The organism is Polymorphospora rubra, assembly GCF_018324255.1.
Lineage (GTDB): Bacteria > Actinomycetota > Actinomycetes > Mycobacteriales > Micromonosporaceae > Polymorphospora > Polymorphospora rubra.
This window is the reverse complement of sequence record NZ_AP023359.1, coordinates 7,551,974-7,577,308: the sequence shown is the minus strand read 5'-3', so window position 1 is coordinate 7,577,308 and position 25,335 is coordinate 7,551,974. Positions and strand designations below refer to the sequence as shown.

The window sequence follows — 25,335 nt, the reverse complement described above, 5'->3', positions numbered from 1 at the left end:
CGCAACCGCGGCTCAGGACGAGGGTCGCACCAGGAGCTGCCGGGTCCATTCCAGGTGCCGGGTGACCGTGTAGCTGCCCACGTGGCCGACCACGGGCGGCGCTCCGTCGTACTCCACCGACGACGTGACGTCGTCGAACCGCACGCCGTAGGACCGATCGCTCGGGAAGACGCCGGTCACGACACCCGTGACCAGCGAACCGACGGGATAGCGCGCTGTGGCGGCCGCCCACTCCTCACCCGACCAGTTCGACACGCGGTATCGCTTCGCGCGCATCCCCGCGTCCAACGGGAAGAGGCGGACCTGTCCCGGCCGGTGGTGCAGAACCTCGAAAACGCCCTCGCGTCCGACCGGAGGCCACTGGTTCGCATCTTCGGGCAGGTGCAGGACGTCGACGAAACCGTCGGGTTCCGCGCCCAGATCCACGAAGAGGCCAGTGCGCCCCGGTCCCCAGGGCACGGCACTGACCCGGCCACGAACACGGTCACCACGCGGGAAGCGTCGCCGTGCCTCGGTCAACTCGTCGGCGCCGGACATCGGGATGATCCTTCCATACCGACGTGAACCGACCGCTGCGCTAGCCACGTCCCTTGAGCGGCGTAGTCGCCGCGCCGAGCGGCGCCCAGTAGTCCCGCGCCGGGTCGTGAGCGGTCAGCCAGCGTTCCATCGCCTCGACCGACGACCGGTGGGACTCCGAACAGACCTCGTACCACCGGTGCAGCAGCAGTTCGTGGATCCGGACGGCGCGGGGTGCGAAGTCGAGCACCCAGGCGTCCGCGGCCCGGGCGGCGGCGACCTCCTCGGCGCGTCCGCGCAACAGTGCCGTGCAGTCGATGTCCGTGGCGATCTGGTGTCCGTCGCCGACCGCGAGAATCGAGAACTCCACCATCCGCTCACCCCGGTCGACGTCGAGCGTCTGCGCGAACCCGATGACCTCGTCCCCGGTGGGCAGGGACATGCGGTCGCCGGCCGCGCCGGGCGGGACGACGTAGTGGACCCAGAACGTCACGGTCGGGATGGTAGCGGCTCGCGGCTCGCGGTCCGGTCGCCGTGGGGGGCACCCGGCGGCGCATCTACCAGGGCAGGTACGGCGACCGGTAGGGTCGCTGCGTGCGTGCGATGGTGTTCGACGAGTTCGGCGTACGGCCCGAGGTGCGGACGGTTTCCGACCCGGCGCCGCCGCCGGACGGTGCCGTCGTACGGGTGTCTGCCACCGGCCTGTGCCGCAGCGACTGGCACGGTTGGCGCGGTCACGATCCGGACATCTCGCCGCCGCACGTGCCCGGCCACGAGTTCGCCGGTGTCGTCGAGGCGGTCGGTGCGGGGGTGACCGGCTGGCGGCCCGGTGCCCGGGTCACCGCCCCGTTCGTCTGCGCCTGTGGCCGCTGCCCGGCCTGCCTCGCCGGTGACCAGCAGGTCTGTGAACGGCAGACGCAGCCGGGCTTCACCCACTGGGGTTCCTTCGCCGAGTACGTCGTGGTCCGTGACGCGGACGTCAACCTCGTCGGGCTGCCCGACGGGATCGACTTCGGGGCGGCGGCCGCGCTCGGCTGCCGGTTCGCCACCTCGTTCCGGGCTGTGGTGCAGCAGGGCCGGGTCGCGGCGGGGGAGTGGGTGGCGGTGCTCGGTTGCGGCGGCGTCGGCCTGTCCGCAGTCATGATCGCGGCGGCCGCCGGTGCCCGGGTGGTGGCCGTCGACGTCGCCCCGGCCGCCCTGGACCTGGCCCGTGCGGTGGGCGCGGCCGAGGTGGTGTCCGCCGCCGGGCTCGCCGGACCGGACGAGGTGGCGGCGGCCGTACGGGACCGCACCGGTGGTGGCGCGCACCTGTCCCTGGACGCGCTGGGCAGCGTCGACACCTGCGTGGCGTCGATCGCCGGGCTGCGCCGCCGGGGCCGGCACGTGCAGGTGGGCCTGCTTCCGCCCGCGCTCGGGCGGCCGGCGGTGCCGATGGAACTGGTCATCGCGTACGAGTTGGCGGTGCTGGGCAGCCACGGCATGGCCGCCCACGCCTACCCCGGGCTGCTCGGCCTGATCACGGCCGGGCGGCTGCGTCCGGCGGACCTGGTCACCGGCACGTTGGGCCTCGCCGAGGCGCCGGCCGCGTTGGCCGCGATGGACGGTCCCACCCCGCCCGGCGTACGCCTGGTCGACCCGGCCGGCTGACAGACACCTTTTAGGTCACGTCGCGGCCAGCGCACGTCCATCCGGGCTGTTCATATGAACATGGTTCTTGTGCGTTCTTGCAGTGATGCGTATCTTTCCGGCATGGACGTGCAGGAGCGGCAACGCCGGATCGAGCAGACCGTCGCGGCCGAGGAGAACGTCACCGTCGCCGACCTCGCCACCCGGCTCGCGACGTCGGAGGCGACGATCCGCCGCGACCTGATCGAACTCGACAGCAGGGGGGTGCTGCGCCGGGTGCACGGCGGCGCCCGCCGGCTCGCCCTGCGCGGCGCCGAACTGTCGTACGCCAGCCGGGCCACGGCCAACGTCGACGTCAAGGCCCGCATCGCGGCGGCCGTCGCCGGCCGGCTCGGCGCCGACGAGTCGGTGCTGCTCGACAGCGGCACCACCTGTGTGGAGATCGCCCGCGCCGTCGGCGACCGGTCGCTGCGGGTCATGCCGCTGTCGCTGACCGCCGCGAACGTGCTCGCCGCCTTCCCGAACGTCCGGCTCATCTGCCCCGGTGGCGAGGTACGGGCCGGTGAGTTGGCTTTCGTCGGGCCGCTCGCCGAGGCGGGCATCCGCCGGCTGCGCTTCGACACCGCCGTCGTCTCCGGTTGCGGCGCGTCGGTCGCGGGCGGCGTCACCGCGTACGACCTCGGTGACGCGGCGGTCAAGACGGCCGCCATCGACTGCGCCGAGCGGGTGATCCTGGTCTTCGACAGCTCCAAGTGGGAGAAGTCGACGTTCGCATGGGTCGCCGATCTGAAGACGTTCGACCTGGTGGTCACCGACCACCGGTTCACCCCGGCCGAATCGGCCTTCTTCGAGCGCACCGGTGTGGAGGTGGTGACCGTATGACCACGGCGAAGAGCCCGACGATCGATCCGGGACGGCTGCGGCGGGCCCGGGTCTCGGTGTTCGGCACCTTCGGCGTCGGCGGGCTGCTGCTGGCGATGTGGGTCGTCAACATTCCCGCCGTACAGGAGCGGACCGGGGTGTCGCACGCGACCCTGGGGCTGCTGCTGCTCCTCATCGGGGCCGGCGCGTTCGCCGGGATGCAGATCAGCGGTCCGCTCGCCGACCGGATCGGCACCCGGACCACCACCCTCGCCGGTGCGGCGCTGCTCTGCCTGACCGTCAACCTGCCCGGCCTGGCGTACGACGCGGCGACGCTCGGGTTCGCGTTGTTCGTCTTCGGGTTCGCCAACGGCGCCCTGGACGTGGCGATGAACGCCCAGGCCGTCGTCGTCGAACGCGCCTACCGGCGACCGATCATGTCCGCGTTCCACGCACTGTTCTCGATCGGTGGCGCCGCCGGCGCCCTGCTCGGTGCCGGGCTGATCGCCGCCGGCTGGTCGGTATCGGCGATCCTGCTGGCGTCGGCGCTCGCCGGCGTGGTCGTCATGGCGGCCTGCGTACCCGGTCTTTTGCCGCGCGCCGACGAGGACACCCCCACCGACCCGGCCGCCGCCGGGTCGCGCACCGGCCGCCGGGTCGGCATCCCGCGTACGGTGTGGCTGCTCGGCGCCACCGCGTTCCTGCTGATGCTGGCCGAGGGGGTCGCCAACGACTGGAGCGCGCTGCAGATCACCGAACACCTCGGTGAGCCGGCGTCGGTGGCCGCGCTCGGCTACGGCGCGTTCGCGGTGACGATGACCCTGGGCCGGCTGGTGACCGACCGGATCGTCATGCGGGTCGGTCCGGTCGCCGTCGTCCGGTACGGCTCGCTGATCGGCGCCTGCGGTCTGGTCCTGGTCACCGCGTCGGACTGGCTGTGGCTGACCCTCGCCGGCTGGGCGGTGCTCGGGCTGGGGTTGTCCGGCAGCGTGCCGCAGCTGTTCACCGCGGCCGGCAACCTGCGGGAGGGTACGCAGGGCGTCAACATGTCGCGGGTGGTCGGCATGGGCTACCTCGGCCTGCTGGCCGGGCCGGCCCTGGTCGGCTGGATCGCCGAGTTCACCTCGCTGAACGTGGCGCTGCTCGCGCCGCTGCTGTTCTGTCTGGTGGCCGTGCTGCTGGCGGGCAGCCTGCGCCCGACCACCGCCGACCCGGCCGCGGACCCCGCCGTGGATCCGGCGGCGGAGCCCGCCGCCGGTTCGCCGGTGCACTGAGTCGCGGACCGCCCGGGGGCCGGTTAGCGTCGGTGGACGGCGGATCGACCGGGAGGGAGCGGACGGGTGTCCCACGACGAACTGTTCGCGCTGGAGGAGCGGGGCTGGCAGGCGCTGTCGGCCACGCCGCAGGACGCGGCCGGTTTCTACGAACGGGTCCTCGACCGTGAGGTGGTCATGCTGCTGCCCGGTGGGCTGGTGATCGACGACCGGGCGGCGGCCATCGAGGCGATGTCGGGGCAGCCGTGGTCGTCGTACCGGCTCGAGGAGGTGCGGGTCCTGCGGCCCACCCCGGACACGGCGCTGGTCGCGTACGGGGTGGTCGCGGTGCGGGCGGGCGCGCCGGTGTACTCGGCGCTGGTCAGCAGCGGCTATGTCCGCCGGGAGGACGGCTGGCGGCTCACCTTCCACCAGCAGACGCCCCGCTGACCCGGGCTCGGTCGACCGGGGCGGGTCCGGGGCTCAAGCCGGCGGGGACCGGGCCGGTGGAGTCGCGTACGACGAGTTGGTGTCCGGTCGACTTGCGCCGGGGGCGCTGCGACGGCGGCTTGAGCGCCATGGCCAGGGCGAGTTCGCCCATGGCGGCCATCGGCAGTCGTACGGTCGTCAGGCTCGGGGCGAGGTCGGCGGCGACGGACACGTCGTCGAGGCCGACGACCGAGATCTGGTCGGGTACGGCGATCCCGTGCGCCCGTAGCGCGGACAGCACGCCGATGGCCATCGCGTCGGTGAGCGCGATGATCGCGGTGGTCTCGGGATGGTCACGCAGGATCTGTTCCGTCGCCAGCAGTCCACTGTCCCGCGTAAAATGGGTGGGTATGACTGGGATGTCCGACCAGGTCAGTCCGCCGCGCTGGATGGCTCCCGCGATGCCGGCGAGCCGGTCCTCGACGGTGGTCAGGCTGTCCGGTCCGGACACCACGGCGATCCGGCGGTGGCCGAGGGAGAGCAGGTGCTCGGCGGCGGAGCGGCCGGCGGCCTCGTTGTCGGGCAGCACCGCGTCGGCGGTGAGGTGGTGGCGGCCGATCACCGAGACCCGGCCGCCGCTGGCCTGGAACGCCGACAGTGCCGCCTTCGAGCGGGCCTGCAGGCGCGGGTCGCAGTATCCGGAGCCGGCGACGATGATGATGCCGGCCCGGTGCGCGATGATCGTCTGGATCTGCCGGAACTCCTTCTCCGGATCGCGGCCGGAGTGGCAGATCTGGACCATCAGGTCCCGCTCGCCGGCCACCCGGATGACCCCGCTGGCGATCTCGGAGAAGTACGGGTCGCCGATCTCGTGGACGATCAGCCCGACGGTGGAGGTCGAGCCGCCGGCGAGGGTGCGCGCGTGCATGTTGGCGACGTACCCGAGCTGGTTCGCGACCTGGCGGACATGCTCGGCCACCTTGTCGCTGACGCCGTCGCGACCGGCGAGCGCACGCGAGGCTGTGGCCAGCGAGACGCCGGCGAGTTCCGCCACGTCGGCGAGCCTCAAGGCTGATCGAGATCTAGGCATGTTGTCGCCCCTTCACACCGGTGACTCGGGACCGAAATCTCCTTGTGACGCTTGCCACCCCACGGGTGCCGTAGCTATGTTACGGAAGCGCTTTACGAAAGCGCTTCCGTAACACGGATGCGAGGAGTTACTCATGAAGGCAACGGCTCGAGCCCGGCGGGGTGTGATCGCTGGAGCCGCGGTCGCGGCGCTGGCCCTCTCCGGCTGCTCCGCCGCGGGCGGCTCCGGCGATTCAGCGGGCGATCCTATCGTGATCGGCATATCCCTTCCGTTAACTGGCGACTTCTCCGAGCCCGGCAAGGGTGTCCAGCGGGGCTACGAGGCCTGGGCCAAGGTCGTGAACGACAAGGGCGGCCTGCTCGGCCGCCAGGTCGAGTTGAAGATCCTCGACGACCAGTCCAGCGCGGACCGGGTCGTCGCCGACTACGAGCAGCTCATCGGCCGTGACAACGTCGACCTGGTCTTCGGCCCGTTCTCCACCCGGCTCGTGGTGCCCTCGGCCCGCGTCGCCGAGGAGTACGGCATGCTCTACGTCGAGCCGGCCGGCGCGGCTCCCGAGATCTTCGAGCAGGGCTTCAAGAACCTGTTCTACGCCGCCCCGCGGTCGCCAACGACCACTACAACTACCTGGCCGAGTACATCCTCGCGCTGCCCGCCGACCAGCGTCCGCAGACCGCCGCGTACGCGGCCATGGACGACCCGTTCGCCCAGGGCACCGCGTACGGCCTCAAGGCGAAGCTCGAGGCCGGCGGCGTCCGCACCGTGGTCGACGAGGTCTACCCGCCGAACACCACCGACTTCAACAGCATCGCCGCGAAGATCGCGTCGTCGCGCGCGGACATGGTCGTCGGCGGCACCCAGTACCAGGACGCGGTCAACCTGATCGTCGCCCTCCAGCAGCTCAACTACCAGCCGAAGCTGGCGGCGTTCTCGACCGCGCCGACCAACCCCGAGTTCAGCAAGGCGATCGGGGCCAAGACCGAGGGCATCCTCGCCCCGACCGGCTACACCGAGAAGGCCACGTACCCCAGCAACGTCGAGTTCGTGCAGGCGTACACCGCGCAGTTCGGCAACCCGCCGGGTGAGGACGAGGCCAACGCGTACACCACCGGCCAGGTCGTCGCCGCCGCCGTCGAGGCGGTCGGCTGCGCCGAGCAGGGCGACTGCCAGCAGAAGCTGGTCGACTGGCTGCGCGGCAACACCGTCGAGACGGTCGTCGGCCCGCTCTCCTGGGACGCCCAGGGCCGCCCGCAGGGCGCCCACATGATCCAGCAGTACGTCAACGGCGAGATCCAGATCGTGCTGCCGGGCGACACCAAGGAAGCCGACATCGTCTACCCCAAGCCGAGCTGGTGATCATTTCGTGTCCGGCACCCTGATCTTCCAGAGCATCGTCCTCGGCATCCTGCTGGGCGGTCTCTACGCCCTGCTCGCCGCGGGTCTGACGCTCTACTTCGGCGTCATGCGGGTGGTGATGATCGCGCACTCGGCGTTCCTCATCCTCGCGGCCTATCTCGCCTGGTACTTCAACCAGCAGACCGGGCTCGACCCGTTGCTGTCCCTGTTCGTGACCGTCCCGCTGTTCTTCCTCGTCGGGGTGGTGATGCAGCGGCTGCTCATCACCCGGCTGCGGCCGGCCACCCTGACGATGATGTCCGTGCTGCTCACCTTCGCGATCGCCCTGATCATCGAAGGCATGCTCGGGTACGTCTTCACCGGCACCCAGCGCCGGATCAACCTGAGCTACAGCGGCGCGAGCCTGGACCTCTTCGGCGCCCGCGTCGCGGTGGTCAAGCTGATCGCGTTCGGTCTGGCCGCCGTGTCGCTGGCCGCCCTCTACCTGCTGCTGAAGAAGAGCCGGTTCGGGCAGGCGCTGCGGGCCACCATCCAGCACAAGGAGGCCGCGCAGCTCACCGGCATCGACACCGACCGGATCGCCGGCTTCGGTTTCGGACTGGGCCTGGCCTCGGCCGCGATCGGCGGCACCGCGCTGTCGCTGGACTCGACCATCTACCCCTCGCTGCACTGGCACTGGATCGGCCCGCTGATGGCGATCATCGTGGTCGGCGGGCTCGGCAGCGTGCCCGGCGCCGCGATCGCCGCCATGGTGCTCGGCCTCGGCCAGAGCCTGCTGCAACTGCCGCTCGGCACGACCTGGGCGCAAACCGTCTTCTACGTCGCGCTGTTCGGCACGTTGGCCTTCCGGCCGCAGGGATTCTTCGGAGGTCGCCTTGCCCAGAGGTTCTGAAACGACCGCGCCGGCGGGCGGCCTGCTGCCCGCCCGGCTCGGCACACCCGTACGGCTGATCGCCCTCGTCGTCGGTGCGGCGCTGGTGCTGTCGTTCCCGCTGGTGGCGCCGAACCCCTACATCCTGTCGGCCGGCGTCGTCGTGCTGAACTACGCGATCCTGTCGACCGCGTGGAACTTCGTCGGCGGCTTCACCGGCTACATCTCGCTCGGCCACGCCGCGTACTCCGGCCTCGGCGGGTACGCGACCGGCCTGCTGATCACCAAGGCGGGCGTACCGAGTTTCGTCGCGCTGATCCTGGCCGGCGTGGTCGTCGCCGCACTGGCCGTGCCGATCGGCATCGCCGCGCTGCGGGTCCGCGGCGCGTCCTTCGTGATCGTGTCGATCGCCCTGGTGCTGATCCTGCTGCTGGTCTTCCAGAGCTGGGGGGCGTTCACCGGCGGCTCGAACGGTCTCGTCGTACCCCGGCCGTTCCCGGACCTGCTGCGTCCCGAGCACCACATGGTGTTCTTCTACCTGTACGCCGGCCTGATCGCGATCGCGCTGCTGGCCTGGTGGGCGATCGACCGGTCCCGGTTCGGCATGGGCCTGAAGGCGATCCGTGAGGACGAGGACAAGGCCCAGTCGCTCGGTACGCCGACCTTCACCTTCAAGCTCATCGCGTACGTCGTGTCGGCGCTGTTCACCGCGCTCGGCGGCGGCCTCTACGCGCTGTGGTTCGGCGACCTCGACCCGATCTTCCAGTTCTCCATCCTGACCGGCTCCTACATGGTGCTGATGGCGCTGCTCGGCGGCATCCGGCACCTGTTCGGTCCGCTGCTCGGCGCGTTCATCGTCGGCACCGCGCTGGAGATCTTCAAGCTGGAGTTCGGCAGCACCCAGCTGCACCTGGTCGCGGCCGGTGTGCTGCTGGCCGTGGTGGTGCTGTTCATGCCGGACGGCATCATCCCGGCGGTCGGCAACCTGGTGAAACGGTTCCGGCCCACGGAGAGCTCCATCCGGGAGGTCACCGCCGCCGAACTGCTCGAACAGAACCGGGCCAGGGCGGCGGCCGCCGGCCAGCCGGCACCGCCGGCCACCGACGCCGACGCGGCGTCCGACACAAAGGCGGAGGTGAAGCGATGACGGCCCCGACGAAGAGCCCGGCCGGGATCCGCAGCCTGGAGACCGTCGAGCTGACCAAGTCCTTCGGCGGCGTGACCGCCGTCAACAAGGCGACGGTCAGCTTCCACCACGGCAAGGTCAACGCCCTCATCGGCCCCAACGGCTCGGGCAAGACCACGTTCTTCAACTGCGTCACCGGAATGATCAAGCCCGACTCCGGCCAGGCCACCTACCGGGGACAGGACATCACCGGCAAGGCGCCGCACAAGATCGCGCGGGCCGGCATCGGGCGCAGCTTCCAGCTGTGCCGGGTGTTCCCGCGGATGACCGTGCTGGAGAACATGCTCGTCGCGGTCCGCAGCACCAACCTGCGGGCGCAGCTGGCCAGCTCCCGGCACTCCGGCGACATCGAGCGGGCCCGTGGGCTGCTCAACCGGGTCGGCATCGACCATCTGGAGCACGCCGAGGCCCGCAACCTGTCGTACGGGCAGCAGAAGCTGCTCGAGCTGGCCGGCGTGCTGATGGGCGACCCGGAGACGATCATGCTCGACGAGCCGGCCGGCGGCGTCAACCCGGCCCTCATCGGCCGGATCGGCACCCTCGTGCAGGAACTCAACGCCGAGGGCAAGACGTTCCTCATCGTCGAGCACAACATGGACATGGTCATGAGCCTCAGCGACCACGTCGTGGTGTTCGACCGTGGCCGGCCCATCGCCGACGGCCCGCCGTCGGTGATCAAGACCGACCCCCGAGTGCTGGAGGCCTACCTTGGCGTCTGAGTTTCTCCTCGAGCTGAACAACATCGAGGCGGGCTACGGCCGGGCCGCCCTCGTGCTGCGCGGGCTGACCGTCAAGGTGCCGCCGGGCACCGTGGTCTGCCTCGTCGGCCCGAACGGCGCGGGCAAGTCCACCGTGCTCAAGGTCGCCAGCGGGCTGCTGAAGCCCCGGTCCGGAACGATCAAGGTCGACGGCAAGGACGTCACCGGCCAGGGGCCGCAGCAGATGCTGCGCTCCGGGCTGGCCCACGTGCTGCAGGGACACAGCGTGTTCCGCGAGATGACGGTGGCCGAGAACGTCAACCTCGGTGCGTACACGCTGCGTGACAAGGCGGTCATCAACGAGCGGATCGAGTTCGTCAAGGAACTGTTCCCGGTCGTCGCCGACCGCTGGAAGGCGCTCGCCGGGCTGCTCTCCGGCGGCCAGCAGAAGCAGGTCGAGTTCGCCCGGTCGCTGATGGTCAGCCCCAAGGTCGTGCTCCTCGACGAGCCGTCGATGGGGCTCGACCCGAAGACCACCAGCACCGTGTTCGAGCAGGTGGTCCGGATGCGTGACGCCGGTGTCGCCGTACTGCTGGTGGAGCAGAACGCCCGCCGGGCGCTGGAGACCGCGGACATCGGGTGTGTCCTCGACCTCGGCAAGGTGCACATCACCGGCCCGGCGCCGGAACTGCTCGCCGACCCGCAACTGGGTGAGCTGTACCTCGGCGGCCGGCCGGCCGGTCCGGCCGCGGACAAGGCGCCGGCCGGCAAGGAGGTGACCGTCGATGGCTGAGCGCCTGATCAGGGTGGTGATGAACGGCGTCACCGGCCGGATGGGCTACCGGCAGCACCTGCTGCGCTCGGTGCTGGCCATCCGCGCCGACGGCGGCGTGGTCACCCCCGACGGTGACCGGATCCAGGTCGAGCCGATCCTGGTCGGTCGCAACCGCGACAAGCTGGCCAAGATCGCCGCCGACCACGACATCGCCGAGTTCACCACCGACCTGGACGGGGCACTGGCCGACGACACCGCCACGGTCTACTTCGACACCCAGACCACCAGCGGTCGCAAGAAGGCGATCCTCAAGGCGATCGCCGCCGGCCGGCACATCTACACCGAGAAGCCGGTGGGGGAGACGGTCGCCGACGCGCTCGAACTCGTCGAGGCCGCCGCCTCCGCCGGCACCATCAACGGCGTCGTGCACGACAAGCTCTACCTGCCGGGGCTGCTGAAGCTCAAGCGGCTCATCGACGCCGGCTTCTTCGGCCGCATCCTGTCCGTACGCGGCGAGTTCGGTTACTGGGTCTTCGAGGGCGACCTCCAGCCGGCCCAGCGACCGAGCTGGAACTACCGCGCCGAGGACGGCGGCGGCATCGTCCTGGACATGTACTGCCACTGGAACTACGTACTGGAGAACCTGTTCGGCAAGGTCCGGGCGGTGACCGCCAAGGCGGTCACCCACATCCCGGAGCGCTGGGACGAGCAGGGCAACCGGTACGACGCCACCGCCGACGACGCCGCGTACGGCATCCTCGAACTCGAGGGCGACATCCTGGCGCAGATCAACTCGTCGTGGGCGGTCCGCGTCGACCGGGGCGAACTGGTCGAGTTCCAGGTCGACGGCACCCACGGCTCGGCGGTCGCCGGCCTGTTCGGCTGCAAGATCCAACCCCGGGTCCGGACCCCGAAGCCGGTCTGGAACCCGGACCTGCCGACCGACCAGGACTTCCGTGGGCAGTGGGAGCAGATCCCGGACAACCAGGAGTTCGTCAACGGGTTCCGGGCCCAGTGGGAGCAGTTCCTGCTCGACGTCGACGCCGGCCGCCCGCACCGGTACGACTTCGCCGCCGGCGTACGCGGCCTGCGGCTGGTCGACGCCGCCCTGCGGTCGTCGAACGAGGGGCGCCGGGTCGAACTACCCGGCGGCTGACCGCGCGACCGGTGCCCGGGGATGGCGACGCCGTTCCCGGGCACCGGTCTTTCACCAGTGCAGACGTTTGGCGTTCAGGTCGACGCCGCGGTATTCGCGCGGCGGGCCGGTCGGCCGCCACCAGACGAGATACGCCACCAGCATCGCCGCGGCCTGTAGCGCCCACAGGGAAATCTGCCAGTTCGTGGCGTCCGGGTCGAGGACGAACGTGCGGATCGTGGCGAGGACCAGGAAGACACCGGTCGCGACCCCCGCGACGGCCTTCCTGCCCCTGTTCATCAGCCGCCACCGTCGCATGACCAGAACCTACCGGCCGCCACCGCGCGGGCACATCCGGTGATCGGCGGATCTCGACCGGCCGGCCCCCGAACCGGTCGACGGCACCCGCGGCGCCTGATTTGACCGGGCCTGGCGTCATCTGACAGATGTCAGCGCTGGATCATGGTATCTCCGTCCCGTCGACCGGCTCCTGAATCGATGACCTCACCGACGTGGAACCCCACGCCGGTGCCCCCGTCGACGGGAGACAACTGTCATGGCGATTTCGGGTAGCCGAGTCCGACGGGCGGCGACGGCCCTGCTCACCGGCGTGGCCCTGGCCGGCCTGCCGGGTGCCACTGCCACTGCCGCCGCACCGCCGGACGCCACACCGGACCGGCTCATGACCGTCACCGACGTGTGGATGAGAGACCTCGTCAGCGATGCCGGCCTCCAACCGCACTGGGGCAGCCCGATCTGGGCCAGTCCGGACCTGAAGGTCTGCCCGACGGCGGCGGGGTGCGCCAGCAGCGTTCCCCCGGTGGTCGGCGGGACCAACCACATCATCACCACACTGCGAAACCCCGGACCGTACAGCGAGGGCACCGACAGCGGAACGCTGATGTTCTATCGCTCGTCCCCGGGCGCCAGCCTGGTCTGGCCGACCGCCTGGACGTTCGTGACCTCGGTGAGCCTCACCGTCCCGCCCGGTGTCACCACCGTGAGCGTTCCCTGGATCGGCGTGCCCGGCCCCGGTCACTTCTCCCTGATCGCCGTGTGGCAGTCGCCGACCGACCCGCTGTTGCCGCTGACCCCCGACATCCAGACCAATGTCCGGCGCAACAACAACATCGTCTGGCGTGACCTCGTATCGGTCGACCTTCTCAGCGGCGGGGGCCGACCGTCGACGTCAATCGACCGACGGACAACGATGGAGCAAGGCATCGTTCCGGCGCGATCGGTGCCACTTTGGACTGACCAGGGTTCAGCCGGGCTGGACCGGTGACCGGTCGACACCGGACGGGGCGGGGGAGGACCGGACCGGCCGGGCCGGTCGGCGGATCACCCATTCGGCGACCGCGAGGTTGATCAGCCAGCCGGCGGCGTGCAGCAGCGCCCGGGCCAACTCTCCCGGCGGACCGACGATCAGGATCCAGACCATGTGGGTCACGAACTGGGAGCCGGCGCCCTGGCCGAGGGCGTACCCGCGGATCATCCAGGCCCGGTGCCGGGTGATGTCGCGTCGCCGGATCGCGACGAAACCGAGGACGACGCAGCCGGCCATCGCGGCACCGAAGCCGATCCGCAGGCCGATGAGCAGCCCGCCGTCGATCGGCAGAAGCGGATAGAACACCGCCATCCACACCCCGGAGAGCCCGGTGGCGATCCCGGCCGGCACCAGCAGCCGCCCCGCCGCCCGGTGCCATCCTGGCCGCCGGCGGCGGAACCCGGGCGCGAACTGGAAGGCACCCAGCAGGCAGTACACGGTCGCGCTGACGATGTGTACGACCACCGGCAGGGGGTCGGCGACGAAGCGCGCGTTGTCCGGTGTCGCGACCGCACCGGCCGAGAGTTCGGTGACCCGGACCGCGCCGGCGACCACGGGAACGAGACTGAGCAGGACCAGGCCGGTGGGTATCAGCCACTCACGCCGGCCCGAGCGATTCACGGACATGGCTCGATCCTGCGACCACGACGGCCCCGGTTCATCGGCCCGCGGGCCCGGGTCGGACCGGCCGAAGGTTCGGCGCCGCGGTAGTACTTTGGTCGGAGCCCGCCGCTCACCGGCCGGTCGGGCGCCGCCCGTCCCCGACGCGGACCCGCTGTGTCTCGTACGCCCAGATGGCGATCTCGACCCGGTTCCGGGCCCCGAGCTTGCCCATCAGGCTGGCGATGTGCGTCTTCACGGTGCTGAGGCTGATGTGGAACTCGCCCGCGATCTCGCTGTTGGTCCGCCCCCGGGCCACCGCCGCCACAACCTGTTCCTCCCGGTCGGTGAGCGGATCGACGGGCTGCCGTGGCGGTGCGGTCGGGCCGGTGTCGGCGAAGGCCCGCAACAGCCGGGTGGTGACACTGGGCGCGATGAGCGCGTCCCCGCTCGCCGCGGCGTGCACCGCCTGGGCCAGCAGCACCGAGCCGGCGTCCTTGAGCAGGAAACCGCGGGCGCCGGCGCGCAGCGCGGCGTAGACGTACTCGTCGAGGTCGAAGGTGGTGATGACGACGACGGCGAGCGGGTCGGCGACGGCCGGCCCGGCGAGCAGCCGGGTGGCCTCGATGCCGTCCATGCCGGGCATCCTGATGTCGAACAGGCACACGTCGGGGCGCAGCCGCCGGGCCAGTTCGACGGCGTGCCGCCCGTCGGCGGCCTGGCCGACGACCTCGATGCCCGGCTGGGCGTCGAGGATCATCGCCAGTCCGGTCCGGACGATCTCCTGGTCGTCGGCGACGATCACCCGGATCGGATCGGGACCCGCCGCCCCGTCGCGGGGAGCCGGAACCGACCCGGCCCCGATCACACCGCCGCCCCGGCCCGGGGCAGGACCGCGGTGACGATCCAGCCCTGCTCCGGGCCGGGGCCGGCTTCGCAGGTGCCGCCGAGCAGGCCGGCGCGCTCGGCCATCCCGGCGAGCCCGTACCCGGTCGGTCGGCCCGGCCGGACCGTGGCGGGCTCGCCGTCGTCGGCCACCCGCAGCCGTACGGTCGTGTCGTCGACCACGACGCGGACCTGGATCCTGGTCGGGCGCCGGGCGTGGCGCCGGGCGTTGGTGACCGACTCCTGGGCGAGCCGGTAGACGGCGCTGCTGACCGCCGGCGTCAGCCGGCCGGCGTCGCCGACGACCTCCACCTCCACCGGCGGCTCGTCCCGGGAATCGTCGGCGAGCCGGTCCAGGTCCACCACCCGTGGGGCGGGAACCAGTTCCGGCGGGTCACCGTCGCGCAGGACCCGGACGATGCCGCGCATCTCGGCGAGCGCCCGGGACGCCTCGGCCTCGATCACCCGCAGCGCCTCGGTCGCCGCTTCCGGCCGGGCCGCCGCCACGGCCAGCCCGGCCTGGGCGCGGACCGCTATCGCCGAGACGTGGTGGGCGACGGTGTCGTGCAGGTCGCGGGCGAGCCGTTCCCGTTCCAGGAGCTTGACCTGGTCGAGTTCACGCTGCCGGGACCCGGCCCGGTAGCGGATCGCGGCGCCCAGGGCCATCACCGCGAACAGGACGACGAACCCGGCGACCAGGTCGGCGAGGTCGTGCTCCCCGATGGCGGCGCCGAGACCGAGCTTGCCGACGATGACCGCCGACCCGACGGCGATCTCCCGCCCGGACCCCCACCGCAGCAGCGCGTACGCCAGCAGCAGGACGTAGGACAGGACGGTCAGGTCCAGGGTGTCCCGGCCGGTCAGCAGCGGGACCACACCGCAGGTGCCGAAGGCGATCGTGACCATCAGCAGGGGCCGGGTCCGTCGCCACAGCAGGGTGGGCAGGAGCCCGACCGCCACGGTCACCGCGACGGCCGGCCACCTGAGTTCCGGTCGCAGGAGTCCCTCGAGGAGCGCCGCCGGCAGGAGCACGACGACGAGCAGCCAGTCCCGCCACACCCGCCGGGGCGCACCGGACGGGCGCGGCTCGTCCCACACGGAGCGCAGTAGACCGTGCACGGGTCCATCGTACGAAGGCGGGTCACGACGGCGGATCGGCCCAAAGTACGACGCCCGCGCGGTGCGGTGTCAGGCGGGCACGGTGCCGGCCAGGTACGCCTTGATCTGGTCGATCTCCAACGCGTTGAAGACCTCCGGCTGGTCGGCGGCCTGGTTGGAGTTGATGATCCGCTTGAACAGGTTGTAGTGCGCCATCGACCTCAGTCCGATGACACGGTTCGGGGTGACCAGGTAGCCGGTGCCGCCGGTGCTCCAGATGAGATACATGAGTCCGTCCTTGGTGAGAATCGCGGGGGGCGTGCCGGGCGCACCGGCGTACGGGGCGCCGGTGAGAATCGACTCGGGATCGACCCGCCCGCCGTTGGGGTGGAAGATCTCGAGGTGCAGGTGCGGGCCGGTCGAACGGCCGGTCGAGCCGACGTTGCCGACGTGCTGCCCGGCGGCGACCTGCGTACCCGTCCCGACCACCGGGGCCGCGCGCATGTGTCCGTAGACGCTCCGCCAGCCGTCGGCGTGGGTGATGGTGACGTTGTGGCCGAGCCCGGCCGCGTTGTAGCCGACGCTGGTCACGGTGCCGGCCGCGATCGAACGGATCGGATAGCCGAGGATTCCGGAGAAGCTGTAGTCGGTGCCGTTGTGCTGTCTGGTCTCGCCGGTGATGGGGTCTCGCCGTGGTCCGAACGACGACGTGATCGGAACCCACCTGTCGAACGGCCGGTTCCATCTCGGGGTGGCGCCGTACGCCGCCTCGGCGAGCCATGCCTCGGGAATGATGCCGGCGGCGAGCGTCGCGGTGATCAGGCCGAGCAGGTGTCGACGGTCGAGTCCCGACGATCCGGCTTCCAGGGGTGTTTCATCGGCTGCTTGCATACGGTCGGCTGCCCCTCCGGCGATGGAACGACGAGTTTCAATGGGCCCCGGGATCTTGGATCCTAGGGCATCCGACTCGGTCCCCGTCAAGGGTTCCCGTTCCGGCGAACCGGCGGTGCGACCGTCGTGTTCGGACGCTCCGCGCGCAGGCCTACGGACGCCGGATGGTGTGCGCGAGGACCGCTTCCAGCCGTTGTTCGAGTCGTATCCGGGCCAGGTCGTCACCGATCGTCAGCCCGCGGTCCCGCCACGGCTGGACCACCTTGGCGGGATCCGGCAGGTAACCGACGATGTCCAGGACGTTCCAGTACCGCAACTCGTCGTCGGCGGGTCGGTCGCCGGCCCGGCGGCAGTAGGCGTCGGTGAAGGCGGCCGCGGGTGCGGCGCCGTGGAGCATGGCCAGATATGTGGCGGCATGTGCCACGTCCAGGTGTGCGGGACCCCATGACGTCTCCACCCAGTCCACGACGCCGCTGATCCGTTCCCCTGTCCACAGCACGTTTCCCAGGTGGAAGTCGCGGTGCAGGAAAGTGCCGACATGGGCCGGTGCCGGCTGGTCGAGTTCCTCGAACGCCCGCCCCCACAGGTCGGGCCGTCGGGCCCAGCGCGGCACGACACGCTTTTCGGGACCGGCCCAGGACTGAAAGTCCCGAGGTTTCGCCGGCCCGGGATCGAAGCGGTGGACAGCCACGAGAAGGTCCGCCAACGTGTCGATGACCTGAGCCGAGACACGGTCCAGGCGCAGTTGGCCGGGAAGGCACGACATCAGGTGGGCCGGAACCCCTGCCTCGGCTCCTGACGGATCCAGCGCGAGACTGCGGGGTACGGGAATCGGCGACCGACCGAGCTGCTCCTGGACGTTCGCCTCCCGGGTCAGCAGCCCGGCCGCGTGACGGCGCCACGGCTCCTTCGTCATCATCCGGAGTACGGCGTCCCCGCCGTCAGCCGCGGTGAGGCGCAGGACGGTCGAGGTCCATCCACCGGTGAGGCGCCGCGTGGCGGTGATCCGACGTCGCCAGACCGATTCGACCCATCGGATCGCGGCGGTCTCGACGGTCCCCACCACGCCATCCTGTCATCTGCCGAGGAGGCGGTCCGCGTGGTCGGTGGTCATCAGCATTATCGGACCCGTGGCGTGAACGGACACCCAGGTGCCGGGATCGGCGAGGGCCGCGTCGATTTCCGCCTCGGTCATCGGCACGTGTTCCGGCCAGTCGTCGTAGCGCTCGGTCGGGATGAGTTCGATCAGATTCCGGACGACCAGGTCCTTGGTGATCGCGGCGAAACGGGGGATCAGCGCCCTGATGGCGTCCTCGTCGGTGCCGAACGTCCAGACCGCACCGCCGGCCGAGGCATGACCGAGGTAGTCACCGATGACGTGGCAGAGCCACGCCTCTTCGATCGCGTTCTGCATGATGGTGCGTTCCTCGGCACCCAGGTCGTCCCACAGACTCATCTGTCGATCATCGGCTGGACCTGTTCGAAGCGGAACTCCCGGATGAAGCAGTCCCGTGGCTGACCGACCGCGAACAGGACGCAGTCGACGACCGACCGGGCGGTCAGGTCGCTGTGGGACTGCCGTGGCCCGTCCTGCACGAAGTCCGGCGGGAACAGCGAGATCACCCGGATGCCCTCCGGCCGGAGCCGGTGCGACAGGATCTCGGCGAGCCCGGCCTGGGCGTGCTTGGCGGCGTAGAACGCGGGATGCGCGCCGGACCGGCGGTGCCCGACCTCGCCACAGGCGGAGATCATGTTGACGATGTCGGGGCGCGACGAGGCCCGCAGCAGCGGCAGCAGATGCCTGGTCAACAGCACGGTACCGGTGCCGCCCGCGGCCAGCATGTCCTCGATCCCGTCGTCCGGGGCGTCCGTCAGGTCGTCGCCCTCGAGGTAGGCGGCACCGTTGTTGACCAGCACGTCGAGGTGGTCGGTCCGGTCGGCGACGGCCGCCGCGAACGTGCGCACCGAGTCCGGCTCGGCCAGGTCGCAGCGAAACGCGTCCGCCCGCCCCGGCCCGCGCCGGCTGATCACCTCCGCGCAGTGTTCGGCCGCCGCCAGGTTCCGGGCCGAGAGATAGACCTGGGCACCCCGCTCGGCGAACGCCCCGGCGAGCAGTAGTCCCGTGTCACGTGCGGCGCCGGTGACGGCGACCCGTAGTCCGTCAAGGTTCACGGTTTGCAGCGAAACACCTGAACCCCGGTCGACGTCAACCGGACATGCCGGGGTTCGGGCACTCCCGCCGGAACCGCCTACACCAGGACCCGTTGCAGGACGGGCCGGTGTTCGGCCGTCCACCGGTGGGCCGCCCGTATTTCGTCGACCGCACCCGACGCACGCAGCCGCACCATCGCCGGCTCACCGGCGTCCGCCCCGGCCGCGATTCCCCGTCAGCAGCGGTCCTGCCACCACAGGATCGTCTCGACCAGCACAGCCCGGTCCGCGAGCTCGTACGCGTCGGCGATCAGCCGTACCCGGTGGGCCGCCTCGTCGACGTCCGCCCGGGGTCCCAGACCGGCGTACTGCCAAGTGGTACTCCTCCCAGGCCACGTGCCCCTCGATGAAGGTGAGGATCTCGCGCCCCCGGTCGTCGAACCCGAGGTGGCGTGGCGCGCCCGTCCATCGGCACCGTTCGAGGTGCCGCAACAGATTCCGTACGAATCCGCTCGCCGCCGTGGCCGGCCGCCGTACGGTGTCACCGACGCGTACGACGGTGTTCACGAATCCGCCCGGCAGGGGGTGCTCCGGCTCGTCCGCGGCTTGATCCGTCACGACCGTGAGTGTCGCCCATCCCGGCGCACGCCGCCGTCCTGACCGGTTGTAAGGAGGGCGGCGGACGTGCGTGTCGTGCCTCGATGCGCATCGGTGGGCCGTGGCGGGTGGTTTCCGCGTCTGGCAGGATCGGCCGCAACATGACCATGCTTGACCTGTGTTACGACAGCCTGGACGGACTGTCGGCGGGCGACGCTCTGGGCGCCCGGTTCCTCGTATCCGGCCACGACCTTCCCGACCTGCTCGACGGGCGCCTGCCGGCCGCGCCGTGGCCGTGGACCGACGACACCGAGATGGCCTGCTCGATCGTCGACGAACTACGGCTGCACACCGACATCGACCAGGACCGCCTGGCCGCGCGGTTCGCCGAACAGTTCGATCCCTACCGCGGCTACGGCGGCGGAACCGCGGTCCTGCTGCGCCAGATCCGGGAGGGCGTCGGCTGGCGGGAGGCGGCCGGAGCGGCGTTCGGCGGCCGGGGTTCGATGGGTAACGGTGCGGCGATGCGGGTCGCCCCGCTCGGCGCGTTCCACGCCGGGGACAGCCGTACCGCCGCGCTGGAGGCGATGCGTTCGGCGGAGGTCACCCACACGCACCCGGACGCGATTCTCGGTGCCGTCGCGGTCGCGGTCGCCGCCGCGGAAGCCGGGTGGGCCCGGCTGACCCACCACCGGCCGGAGCCCGACGAACTGCTCGACGTGGTGCTGGCCCATCTCATCGACTGCCGGGTGAGGAGCGGGATCGTCCGGGCCGGCCGGCTGCTGGGTGCGAGTGTCGCCGAGGCCGCCTACGAACTCGGCAACGGCGCACTGATACTGGCCCACGACACGGTGCCGTTCGCGCTGTGGGTGGCCGCCACCCGGCTTGCCGACTATCGCGCGGCGATCCACGCGTGCATCGAGGCCGGCGGCGACGTCGACACCACCTCGGCGATCGTGGGCGGCATCGTCGGGGCGTACACCGGGACCGGACCGAACGGAATCCCGGCGGCCTGGCTGCGCCGCCGCGAGCCGCTGCCGGGCGACCCGCGTCCGTTCCCCGGTCCCGGTCGAGGGTCCGTCGACGGGTAGCCGGTTGGCGGACCGCCGCGCGTCCGGGTCTGCGGTCAGCCGGCGCGCAGGGCGGCGATCGTCGTGTGGATGCGCTCGACCAGCAGTTCGTCGTTCCACATGGCGTCGTCACCCCCGCCGAGGTGAATGCGGCTGTCCCGGGCGGTGAGTTCCACCAGACCGGGGATCGTCTCGACCGCACGTAGTTCGAGGATCGTGGCCAAGCCGGCGTGGTCGGCGACGCCGTGGACGAGTGGTTCGGTCAGCTCCGTGACCGGCACGCCGAGCCGGGCGAGGGCACGGGCCGCCGACACCCGGCTCAACCGGTCGCCGAGCCGCCCACGCAGTAGCGGCTCGAGGGCTGCCAGGGTGTCGCGGTGGTCGGGGGCCAGGTCCGCGATGAGGCCCGCGGCGGTACTCGCGGCCGGCCCCCACCCGCCCGCGAGTACCGCGCGCACGGTTGCCAGGACGGGCGGTACGCCGTCGACGGCGGCGACGATCCGGGCGGCGAGGATCTGGACCTCCCGCTGCGGGTGCGTCCGGGCCGCCGCGCCGGTGAGCTGTTCACGGGCCGCCGGCAGCAGTGGGTACAGCGTCTCGCCCAGCCCGTCGACGAACGTCTGCGGGCCACGCGGCAGCTCCCCTTTCCCGGACAGGACCGTGTCGAGGAGGTCGAGCAGGGGCCGTGCGTCGCCGGTGATCCGCCGGACGGCGAGGGCCGCCGCCGGGTCGCCGGTCCGCGTCACCCGGGCCCGCAGGTGCGGCACGGCGGCCGGGTCGTCGTGTCCGATCGCCAGCAGCGCCCCCGCCGCCTCCGGCCCCTCGTGCGGCAGGGCGGCGAGCAGTTCCGGCACCGCCTCCGGGGCACGCCAGGTGCCGAGCACGAACGCCAGCACGTCGGCCCGGGCCGGTTCGTCGGCCAGCCGCTGACGTACGGCGGCCAGCACCGCGGGCTCGAGGCGGGCACCGCGAACTGACCATGGGGTCCGGTGGCCGGCGGCCGCTGCCGCGCACACCGGGTCGATCCAACGGGGATCGCCGAGCCGGGCCAGGGCGTTGACCGCCTGGTATTCGGAGGTGAAACCACGCGCCCCGGCCACGTCGGGGAAACCGGCGGCGAGGCCGGCCAGCAGGTCCGCGTACCGCCCGGCCGCCGCACCGGCCCGGCTGAGCGCGCTGACCGCCCCCTGCCGCACGTCCGGATCCGGGTCGTTCACCGCGGCCGCGACCAGGGGAACGAGCTGCGGCGGCGCCGAACGGCTGACGTCGCACCGTTCGGATGCCGCATACAGGCCGAGTTCGCGGGTCTTCGGCTTGTCGGCCTTCAGTAGCTGGTCGAGCAGTTCCCGCGCGACCGGCGCGGACGTTGCCACCACCAGTTCCGCGGACCATTCGCCGCCGTGCGCCCAGCAGTACTCGACGATGGCGCCGTCGTCGATCGCGGCGACCACGGCGGTGACGGCACCGTCCGGCCAGGGCAGCCCGGCCCGCAGCAGTGCCACCGCCGCGGCCACCCGTACCGGCGGCGCCGCACCCAGAACCAGGTCGGTCAGCTCCGGGCCCGTGGCGGCCGGGTCGATCAGGCCGAGGGCGAGCGCGAGCGACGCCCGGACCGGCTCGGCGGTTTCGGTCCGCCAGCGTTTCCGGAGCGATTCGGCGTCCGTTCCGGCCTGGGCGGCCGTGTAGGCCGCGGCTTCGCGTACGTTCTGGTCACCGTCGGCCAGCAGGGTCTGGAGCACCGGTAGTTGCGCGGCGACCGCGGCCCGCACGTCCAGGACTTCGTCGCCGTACGCGTGGTGCGGGTCGGCCAGCATCCCGAGCATCCAGACGAGGTCGGCGCGGCCGTGCGGTGCCGCCGTCGCCAGTTCGGCCAGGAACGGCACGGCCGCCACCGTGGCCGGGTAGACGGTGCCCTGGTGGAAGATGCTGCCGTGCAGTTCCGAGACCGCCTCCTGCGCGGTGTCCGCGTCCGGCGAGGCCGCCTGCCGCAACAGGTTCGCGGTGTCGACCGCCTTGCCGTACGCGTGGAACAGCTCATCCCAGTCGACCTCGTCGAGTCCCCGCAGCACGGCCGGAGCATACGTTCCCGACCGAAATCGCCGGGCGGCCGTCGTCCCACGCCCTGTCAGTCGACCACCGGTGGCGCGGTCCGGGCCGCCTCGGCCAGGGCCGCCGCCTCGCTGGCGTACGGGTTGTGGGTGTAGGTGCGGGACAGTCCGCCGGGGATCGCGAAGTACTCGGTGGACAGCTTGGCCGGGTCGGTGGCGATCTCGCCGCGGGCCGGGAGGTCGTCGCCGTCGTCCCAGCCCCAGGGGGCGTTGGCCGAGTTGACCGAGCAGGCCCAGGTGCCGGTGCCGCAGCCGCCGGAGGTGTCGCCGGCGAAGGCGCCGAGGTGCGCGAACAAGTTCGGGTTCGCGCGCTGTGCCCACAGGCCGCCCGGGGCGAAGATGTCGACGAGCCGGTAGCGGACGTCGCGGTCGTCGGCGTGCTCCGGTGTCTCGGCCACCGTCGACGGATAGTAGACGATGCCGTCGCCGACGATGCCGTACTGCGGATGGGCCTTGAGGCCGTGGCCCTTGGCCTCCTGGCCGGTCACCGGATGCCGGTGCGGGTCGTGTGGCGAGGTCTGGAAGTTCAGGGTTCCGTCGATGCTCTCCCGGCCGCTGGTCCAGGTGCTGCCGGCCGGGGTGTAGGAGTAGAAGTCGCTGTGCGCGACGGTCACCGCGGCGCGCAGCGTGCCGTACGTGGAGCCGTCACGTTCCACGACGAACAGCACGCCCTCGCCGTCGTTCTCGTGTTCAGTCTCGAAGAACGGATGGTCGGTCCAGTCGCGCGGGTGGAAGAAGAAGTACGTCAGGTACCAGTGGGTGGCCGTCTCCAGGACCGAGTAGTAGGCGTGGGCGGCGAACGACACGTCCGGGGCGGCGGCACGGTCCCAGTTGTTGCGGCCGTTGAGGTCGCCGTCGAAGTCGACGCTGGTGATGTAGTCGGAGCGGCCGGCCAGGGCGTGGCTGCCGGTCACGTCGACGTCCTGGTGGTGGATCGGTGCCCAGCGTAGGGCCAGGTCGGCCCGGCTGACCGCCGCCCGGGCCGGCGTGGGCACGGTGAGTACGGCCGCGGCCAGCGTCACCACCAGGGCGGCTGCCGTCCACGGCCTGCGTACGGTCCGGCCACGGTCGATCATGTGCGCCTCCAGTTCCGGATGCCATAGATGCTCCTGAATTTATGCGTCCATGGTGGCCGGCGGGAGTACGTCGGGCGAAGGATTGTGGACGGTGCCGCCTTCCGGTCCGGCGGAAGTCAAGTCTGGTGGGGCTTCGCGGTGTCATGCGATCATGGCGGCCAACATCATCCATGGGAGGCTGTCGATGCGCCAATCACGTCGGACGGACCGCTCCCGGCTGTCCACGACCAGGCTGCGCCGGGCGGCGACAGCGGCACAGCTGGCCGTGGTCATGGCGGCCGCGGGCACGGCCATCGCCACGCCGGCCCACGCCGTGAGCTCGTCGGCGACCTGTCCACGGGTCATCGTCATCGGGGTCCGGGGCACCGACGAGGCAGCCGGCTCGGGCGGCGGCTCGTACGACTACGCCACCGGCGGCTTCGGCGGCCGGCTCAACCTGACCTCCACCGTCGTCACCGGAACCCCGCTGACCGCCCGCCGAACCGGGCTGAAGTATCCGGCGAAGGCCATCGCGCCCATCTACCCGATCAGCCAGGGGCAGGGCACGACCAACCTGAAGAACCTGGTCACCTCACTCGGCACCACCTGCTCGTCGAGCACCAGATTCGTCCTCGTCGGATACTCGCAGGGCGCGCACGTCATCGGCGACGCCCTGGCCAGCGACTCCGGCAACCGGATCGCCGCGACCTACCGGAACCGCATCGCGGCCGTCGTCTTCTTCGGCGACCCCACCTACCGCGTGGGCGAACCCTTCAACGCCGGTGGCGGCACGAGAAACGGCACCTGGCCCAGAGCCGTCGGCGTCCTGAGCGAGTTCAACAGCCGCCTCCGCTCGTACTGCTACGCCAACGACCGCTGGTGCCAGAACATCAGCGACCCGGGCGACGTCCACGGCACCCGGTACCAGACGTCGGCCGTCCAGACCGCCGCGAAGGACTTCATCCTCGCCAGGCTCTGAGAACGACCGGCGGCGGCGGGACCGCTCATCCCACGTACGGCTGTCCGGCGTGCGGGGCCGTCGTGGACCGTACCGGCACCTCCAGGACGGTGGCGCCGACGCCGTCGGCGTCGACCAGGCGCTCCTCCAGAGTGGGGCCGGTGAGAGCCAGGCGGTTTCGGTCCAGCCAGTCGAACAACTCCTGCCCGGCACCCACCACCCCGCGGGCCGGTGGTACGACCACGCGTACGACGTCACGGCCGGGCAGGGTGAGAGTCTCACCCCCGCGACCGGTTCCCACGGCCGCCCGGAAACCCCCGACCGGGTGTCCGGTCAGCCAGGTCAGCAGGACCGTCGAGGGTGCGACGCACCAGTCGGCCAGCTCGGCCGGGTGCCCCACCGACAGCCGGCGGACGTGCAGGCGGCGTGGGCCCACATGGGACAGCTGGGGCAGGATCGAGGTGTCGGTGGCGAGCCGGTCCTCGGCCGCGACCACGGCCTGCGACATGCTCGCGATGTCACGACGAAGGGCGGCGACCGTCTCGGTCAACGCCTGCCGCAGCTGCGCGTCGGGCGCGTCCAGCACGTCGGTAATCTGGCGCAACGACAGACCGAGGCGTTGCAGCCCACGGATGCGCTCCAGCCGGGTCAACTCCGCCACGCCGTACCACCGGTAGCCGGTGACCCGGTCCACGGCGGCCGGAGCCAACAGGCCGATCTTGTCGTAGTGACGCAGGGTGCGGTCGGAAACCCCCGTCATGCGCGCCAACTGCCCGATGCGCCACACGTCGTCCTCCTC

At 71.4% G+C, this 25,335-nt stretch carries 27 protein-coding genes and 1 pseudogene; 14 read left to right on the top strand and 14 right to left on the bottom strand.

The genetic code is table 11. From position 1 onward, the window contains the following. Window positions 1–12 precede the first annotated feature (12 nt). Window positions 13–537 (bottom strand): hypothetical protein, encoded by a 525-nt coding sequence (locus Prubr_RS33190; protein WP_212819249.1) that lies wholly within the window; start codon window positions 535–537, stop codon window positions 13–15. A gap of 40 nt (window positions 538–577) precedes the next feature. Further along, window positions 578–1,009, bottom strand: a complete 432-nt coding sequence (locus Prubr_RS33185; RefSeq protein WP_212819247.1) for a hypothetical protein — start codon at window positions 1,007–1,009, stop codon at window positions 578–580. A 110-nt stretch (window positions 1,010–1,119) separates the two neighbouring features. On the opposite strand from Prubr_RS33185, the gene Prubr_RS33180 reads away from it, so the two are divergent. The 4 genes from Prubr_RS33180 (at window position 1,120) to Prubr_RS33165 (ending at window position 4,706) form a co-directional block, all read left to right on the top strand. After that, window positions 1,120–2,163 (top strand): alcohol dehydrogenase catalytic domain-containing protein, encoded by a 1,044-nt coding sequence (locus Prubr_RS33180; RefSeq protein WP_212828814.1) that lies wholly within the window; start codon window positions 1,120–1,122, stop codon window positions 2,161–2,163. 102 nt (window positions 2,164–2,265) lie between these two features. After that, window positions 2,266–3,024: a DeoR/GlpR family DNA-binding transcription regulator gene (locus Prubr_RS33175; RefSeq protein WP_212819245.1), complete on the top strand. Its 759-nt coding sequence runs from the start codon at window positions 2,266–2,268 to the stop codon at window positions 3,022–3,024. Next, window positions 3,021–4,277, top strand: coding sequence for an MFS transporter (locus Prubr_RS33170; protein ID WP_212819244.1), 1,257 nt, complete (start codon window positions 3,021–3,023; stop codon window positions 4,275–4,277). Before Prubr_RS33175 ends, Prubr_RS33170 begins: the two co-directional genes overlap by 4 nt. Before the next feature lie 66 nt (window positions 4,278–4,343). Beyond that, window positions 4,344–4,706 (top strand): DUF4440 domain-containing protein, encoded by a 363-nt coding sequence (locus Prubr_RS33165; RefSeq protein ID WP_212819242.1) that lies wholly within the window; start codon window positions 4,344–4,346, stop codon window positions 4,704–4,706. Here Prubr_RS33165 and Prubr_RS33160 read toward each other — a convergent pair. Beyond that, on the bottom strand, window positions 4,678–5,739 hold the full coding sequence (locus Prubr_RS33160) for a LacI family DNA-binding transcriptional regulator (protein WP_246567984.1): 1,062 nt from the start codon (window positions 5,737–5,739) through the stop codon (window positions 4,678–4,680). The two genes, Prubr_RS33165 and Prubr_RS33160, sit on opposite strands and share 29 nt — an antisense overlap. Window positions 5,740–5,908: 169 nt before the next feature. On the opposite strand from Prubr_RS33160, the pseudogene Prubr_RS38475 reads away from it, so the two are divergent. From Prubr_RS38475 to Prubr_RS33125, 7 genes and pseudogenes are all read left to right on the top strand, one after another. Then, window positions 5,909–6,343 (top strand): annotated as a pseudogene (locus Prubr_RS38475) (ABC transporter substrate-binding protein); the annotation flags it as partial. A gap of 122 nt (window positions 6,344–6,465) precedes the next feature. Beyond that, on the top strand, window positions 6,466–7,131 hold the full coding sequence (locus Prubr_RS37890) for an ABC transporter substrate-binding protein (RefSeq protein WP_425517962.1): 666 nt from the start codon (window positions 6,466–6,468) through the stop codon (window positions 7,129–7,131). Window positions 7,132–7,138: 7 nt separating this feature from the next. Beyond that, window positions 7,139–8,023, top strand: coding sequence for a branched-chain amino acid ABC transporter permease (locus Prubr_RS33145; RefSeq protein WP_212819235.1), 885 nt, complete (start codon window positions 7,139–7,141; stop codon window positions 8,021–8,023). Beyond that, a complete protein-coding gene (locus Prubr_RS33140; protein WP_246567982.1) occupies window positions 8,007–9,149 on the top strand; it encodes a branched-chain amino acid ABC transporter permease in 1,143 nt (380 codons plus the stop codon). The genes Prubr_RS33145 and Prubr_RS33140 overlap by 17 nt, the downstream gene beginning before the upstream one ends. Continuing rightward, window positions 9,146–9,907, top strand: a complete 762-nt coding sequence (locus tag Prubr_RS33135) for an ABC transporter ATP-binding protein (protein WP_212819233.1) — start codon at window positions 9,146–9,148, stop codon at window positions 9,905–9,907. The genes Prubr_RS33140 and Prubr_RS33135 overlap by 4 nt, the downstream gene beginning before the upstream one ends. After that, window positions 9,897–10,679: an ABC transporter ATP-binding protein gene (locus Prubr_RS33130; RefSeq protein WP_212819231.1), complete on the top strand. Its 783-nt coding sequence runs from the start codon at window positions 9,897–9,899 to the stop codon at window positions 10,677–10,679. Before Prubr_RS33135 ends, Prubr_RS33130 begins: the two co-directional genes overlap by 11 nt. Next, window positions 10,672–11,817, top strand: a complete 1,146-nt coding sequence (locus Prubr_RS33125) for a Gfo/Idh/MocA family protein (protein ID WP_212819229.1) — start codon at window positions 10,672–10,674, stop codon at window positions 11,815–11,817. Before Prubr_RS33130 ends, Prubr_RS33125 begins: the two co-directional genes overlap by 8 nt. A gap of 51 nt (window positions 11,818–11,868) precedes the next feature. Here the strand turns inward: Prubr_RS33125 and Prubr_RS33120 are convergent, their stop codons facing one another. Further along, window positions 11,869–12,096: a hypothetical protein gene (locus tag Prubr_RS33120; protein WP_212819227.1), complete on the bottom strand. Its 228-nt coding sequence runs from the start codon at window positions 12,094–12,096 to the stop codon at window positions 11,869–11,871. 382 nt (window positions 12,097–12,478) lie between these two features. On the opposite strand from Prubr_RS33120, the gene Prubr_RS33115 reads away from it, so the two are divergent. Continuing rightward, window positions 12,479–13,081 carry a hypothetical protein gene (locus Prubr_RS33115; protein ID WP_212819225.1) on the top strand — a complete coding sequence of 201 codons (603 nt, stop codon included), beginning with the start codon at window positions 12,479–12,481 and terminating at the stop codon, window positions 13,079–13,081. On the opposite strand, the gene Prubr_RS33110 is transcribed toward Prubr_RS33115, so the two are convergent. The 7 genes from Prubr_RS33110 to Prubr_RS33080 all read right to left on the bottom strand — a co-directional run bounded on the left by Prubr_RS33110 (window position 13,061) and on the right by Prubr_RS33080 (window position 18,769). Beyond that, window positions 13,061–13,750 (bottom strand): DUF2306 domain-containing protein, encoded by a 690-nt coding sequence (locus Prubr_RS33110; RefSeq protein ID WP_246567980.1) that lies wholly within the window; start codon window positions 13,748–13,750, stop codon window positions 13,061–13,063. The two genes, Prubr_RS33115 and Prubr_RS33110, sit on opposite strands and share 21 nt — an antisense overlap. A gap of 106 nt (window positions 13,751–13,856) precedes the next feature. Further along, complete coding sequence (locus tag Prubr_RS33105) at window positions 13,857–14,591, bottom strand: response regulator (RefSeq protein WP_212819223.1); 735 nt, start codon at window positions 14,589–14,591, stop codon at window positions 13,857–13,859. Further along, entirely contained in the window at window positions 14,588–15,727 is a 1,140-nt protein-coding gene (locus Prubr_RS33100) for a sensor histidine kinase (RefSeq protein ID WP_212819221.1), read from the bottom strand. The genes Prubr_RS33105 and Prubr_RS33100 overlap by 4 nt, the downstream gene beginning before the upstream one ends. Before the next feature lie 69 nt (window positions 15,728–15,796). Continuing rightward, entirely contained in the window at window positions 15,797–16,597 is an 801-nt protein-coding gene (locus tag Prubr_RS33095; protein WP_212819219.1) for a M23 family metallopeptidase, read from the bottom strand. A 151-nt stretch (window positions 16,598–16,748) separates the two neighbouring features. Beyond that, entirely contained in the window at window positions 16,749–17,660 is a 912-nt protein-coding gene (locus Prubr_RS33090; protein WP_212819217.1) for a phosphotransferase family protein, read from the bottom strand. A gap of 12 nt (window positions 17,661–17,672) precedes the next feature. Then, window positions 17,673–18,053: a hypothetical protein gene (locus tag Prubr_RS33085; RefSeq protein WP_212819215.1), complete on the bottom strand. Its 381-nt coding sequence runs from the start codon at window positions 18,051–18,053 to the stop codon at window positions 17,673–17,675. After that, on the bottom strand, window positions 18,050–18,769 hold the full coding sequence (locus Prubr_RS33080; RefSeq protein ID WP_212819213.1) for an SDR family NAD(P)-dependent oxidoreductase: 720 nt from the start codon (window positions 18,767–18,769) through the stop codon (window positions 18,050–18,052). The genes Prubr_RS33085 and Prubr_RS33080 overlap by 4 nt, the downstream gene beginning before the upstream one ends. A gap of 737 nt (window positions 18,770–19,506) precedes the next feature. On the opposite strand from Prubr_RS33080, the gene Prubr_RS33075 reads away from it, so the two are divergent. After that, complete coding sequence (locus tag Prubr_RS33075; RefSeq protein WP_212819211.1) at window positions 19,507–20,436, top strand: ADP-ribosylglycohydrolase family protein; 930 nt, start codon at window positions 19,507–19,509, stop codon at window positions 20,434–20,436. A gap of 35 nt (window positions 20,437–20,471) precedes the next feature. Here the strand turns inward: Prubr_RS33075 and Prubr_RS33070 are convergent, their stop codons facing one another. After that, window positions 20,472–22,484 carry a hypothetical protein gene (locus tag Prubr_RS33070; RefSeq protein ID WP_212819209.1) on the bottom strand — a complete coding sequence of 671 codons (2,013 nt, stop codon included), beginning with the start codon at window positions 22,482–22,484 and terminating at the stop codon, window positions 20,472–20,474. 56 nt (window positions 22,485–22,540) lie between these two features. Continuing rightward, on the bottom strand, window positions 22,541–23,599 hold the full coding sequence (locus Prubr_RS33065) for a hypothetical protein (RefSeq protein ID WP_246567978.1): 1,059 nt from the start codon (window positions 23,597–23,599) through the stop codon (window positions 22,541–22,543). 184 nt (window positions 23,600–23,783) lie between these two features. On the opposite strand from Prubr_RS33065, the gene Prubr_RS33060 reads away from it, so the two are divergent. Next, entirely contained in the window at window positions 23,784–24,557 is a 774-nt protein-coding gene (locus Prubr_RS33060; RefSeq protein ID WP_212819207.1) for a cutinase family protein, read from the top strand. 25 nt (window positions 24,558–24,582) lie between these two features. Here Prubr_RS33060 and Prubr_RS33055 read toward each other — a convergent pair whose 3' ends face one another. Then, complete coding sequence (locus tag Prubr_RS33055; RefSeq protein ID WP_212819205.1) at window positions 24,583–25,323, bottom strand: MerR family transcriptional regulator; 741 nt, start codon at window positions 25,321–25,323, stop codon at window positions 24,583–24,585. Between the last annotated feature and the right edge of the window lie 12 nt (window positions 25,324–25,335).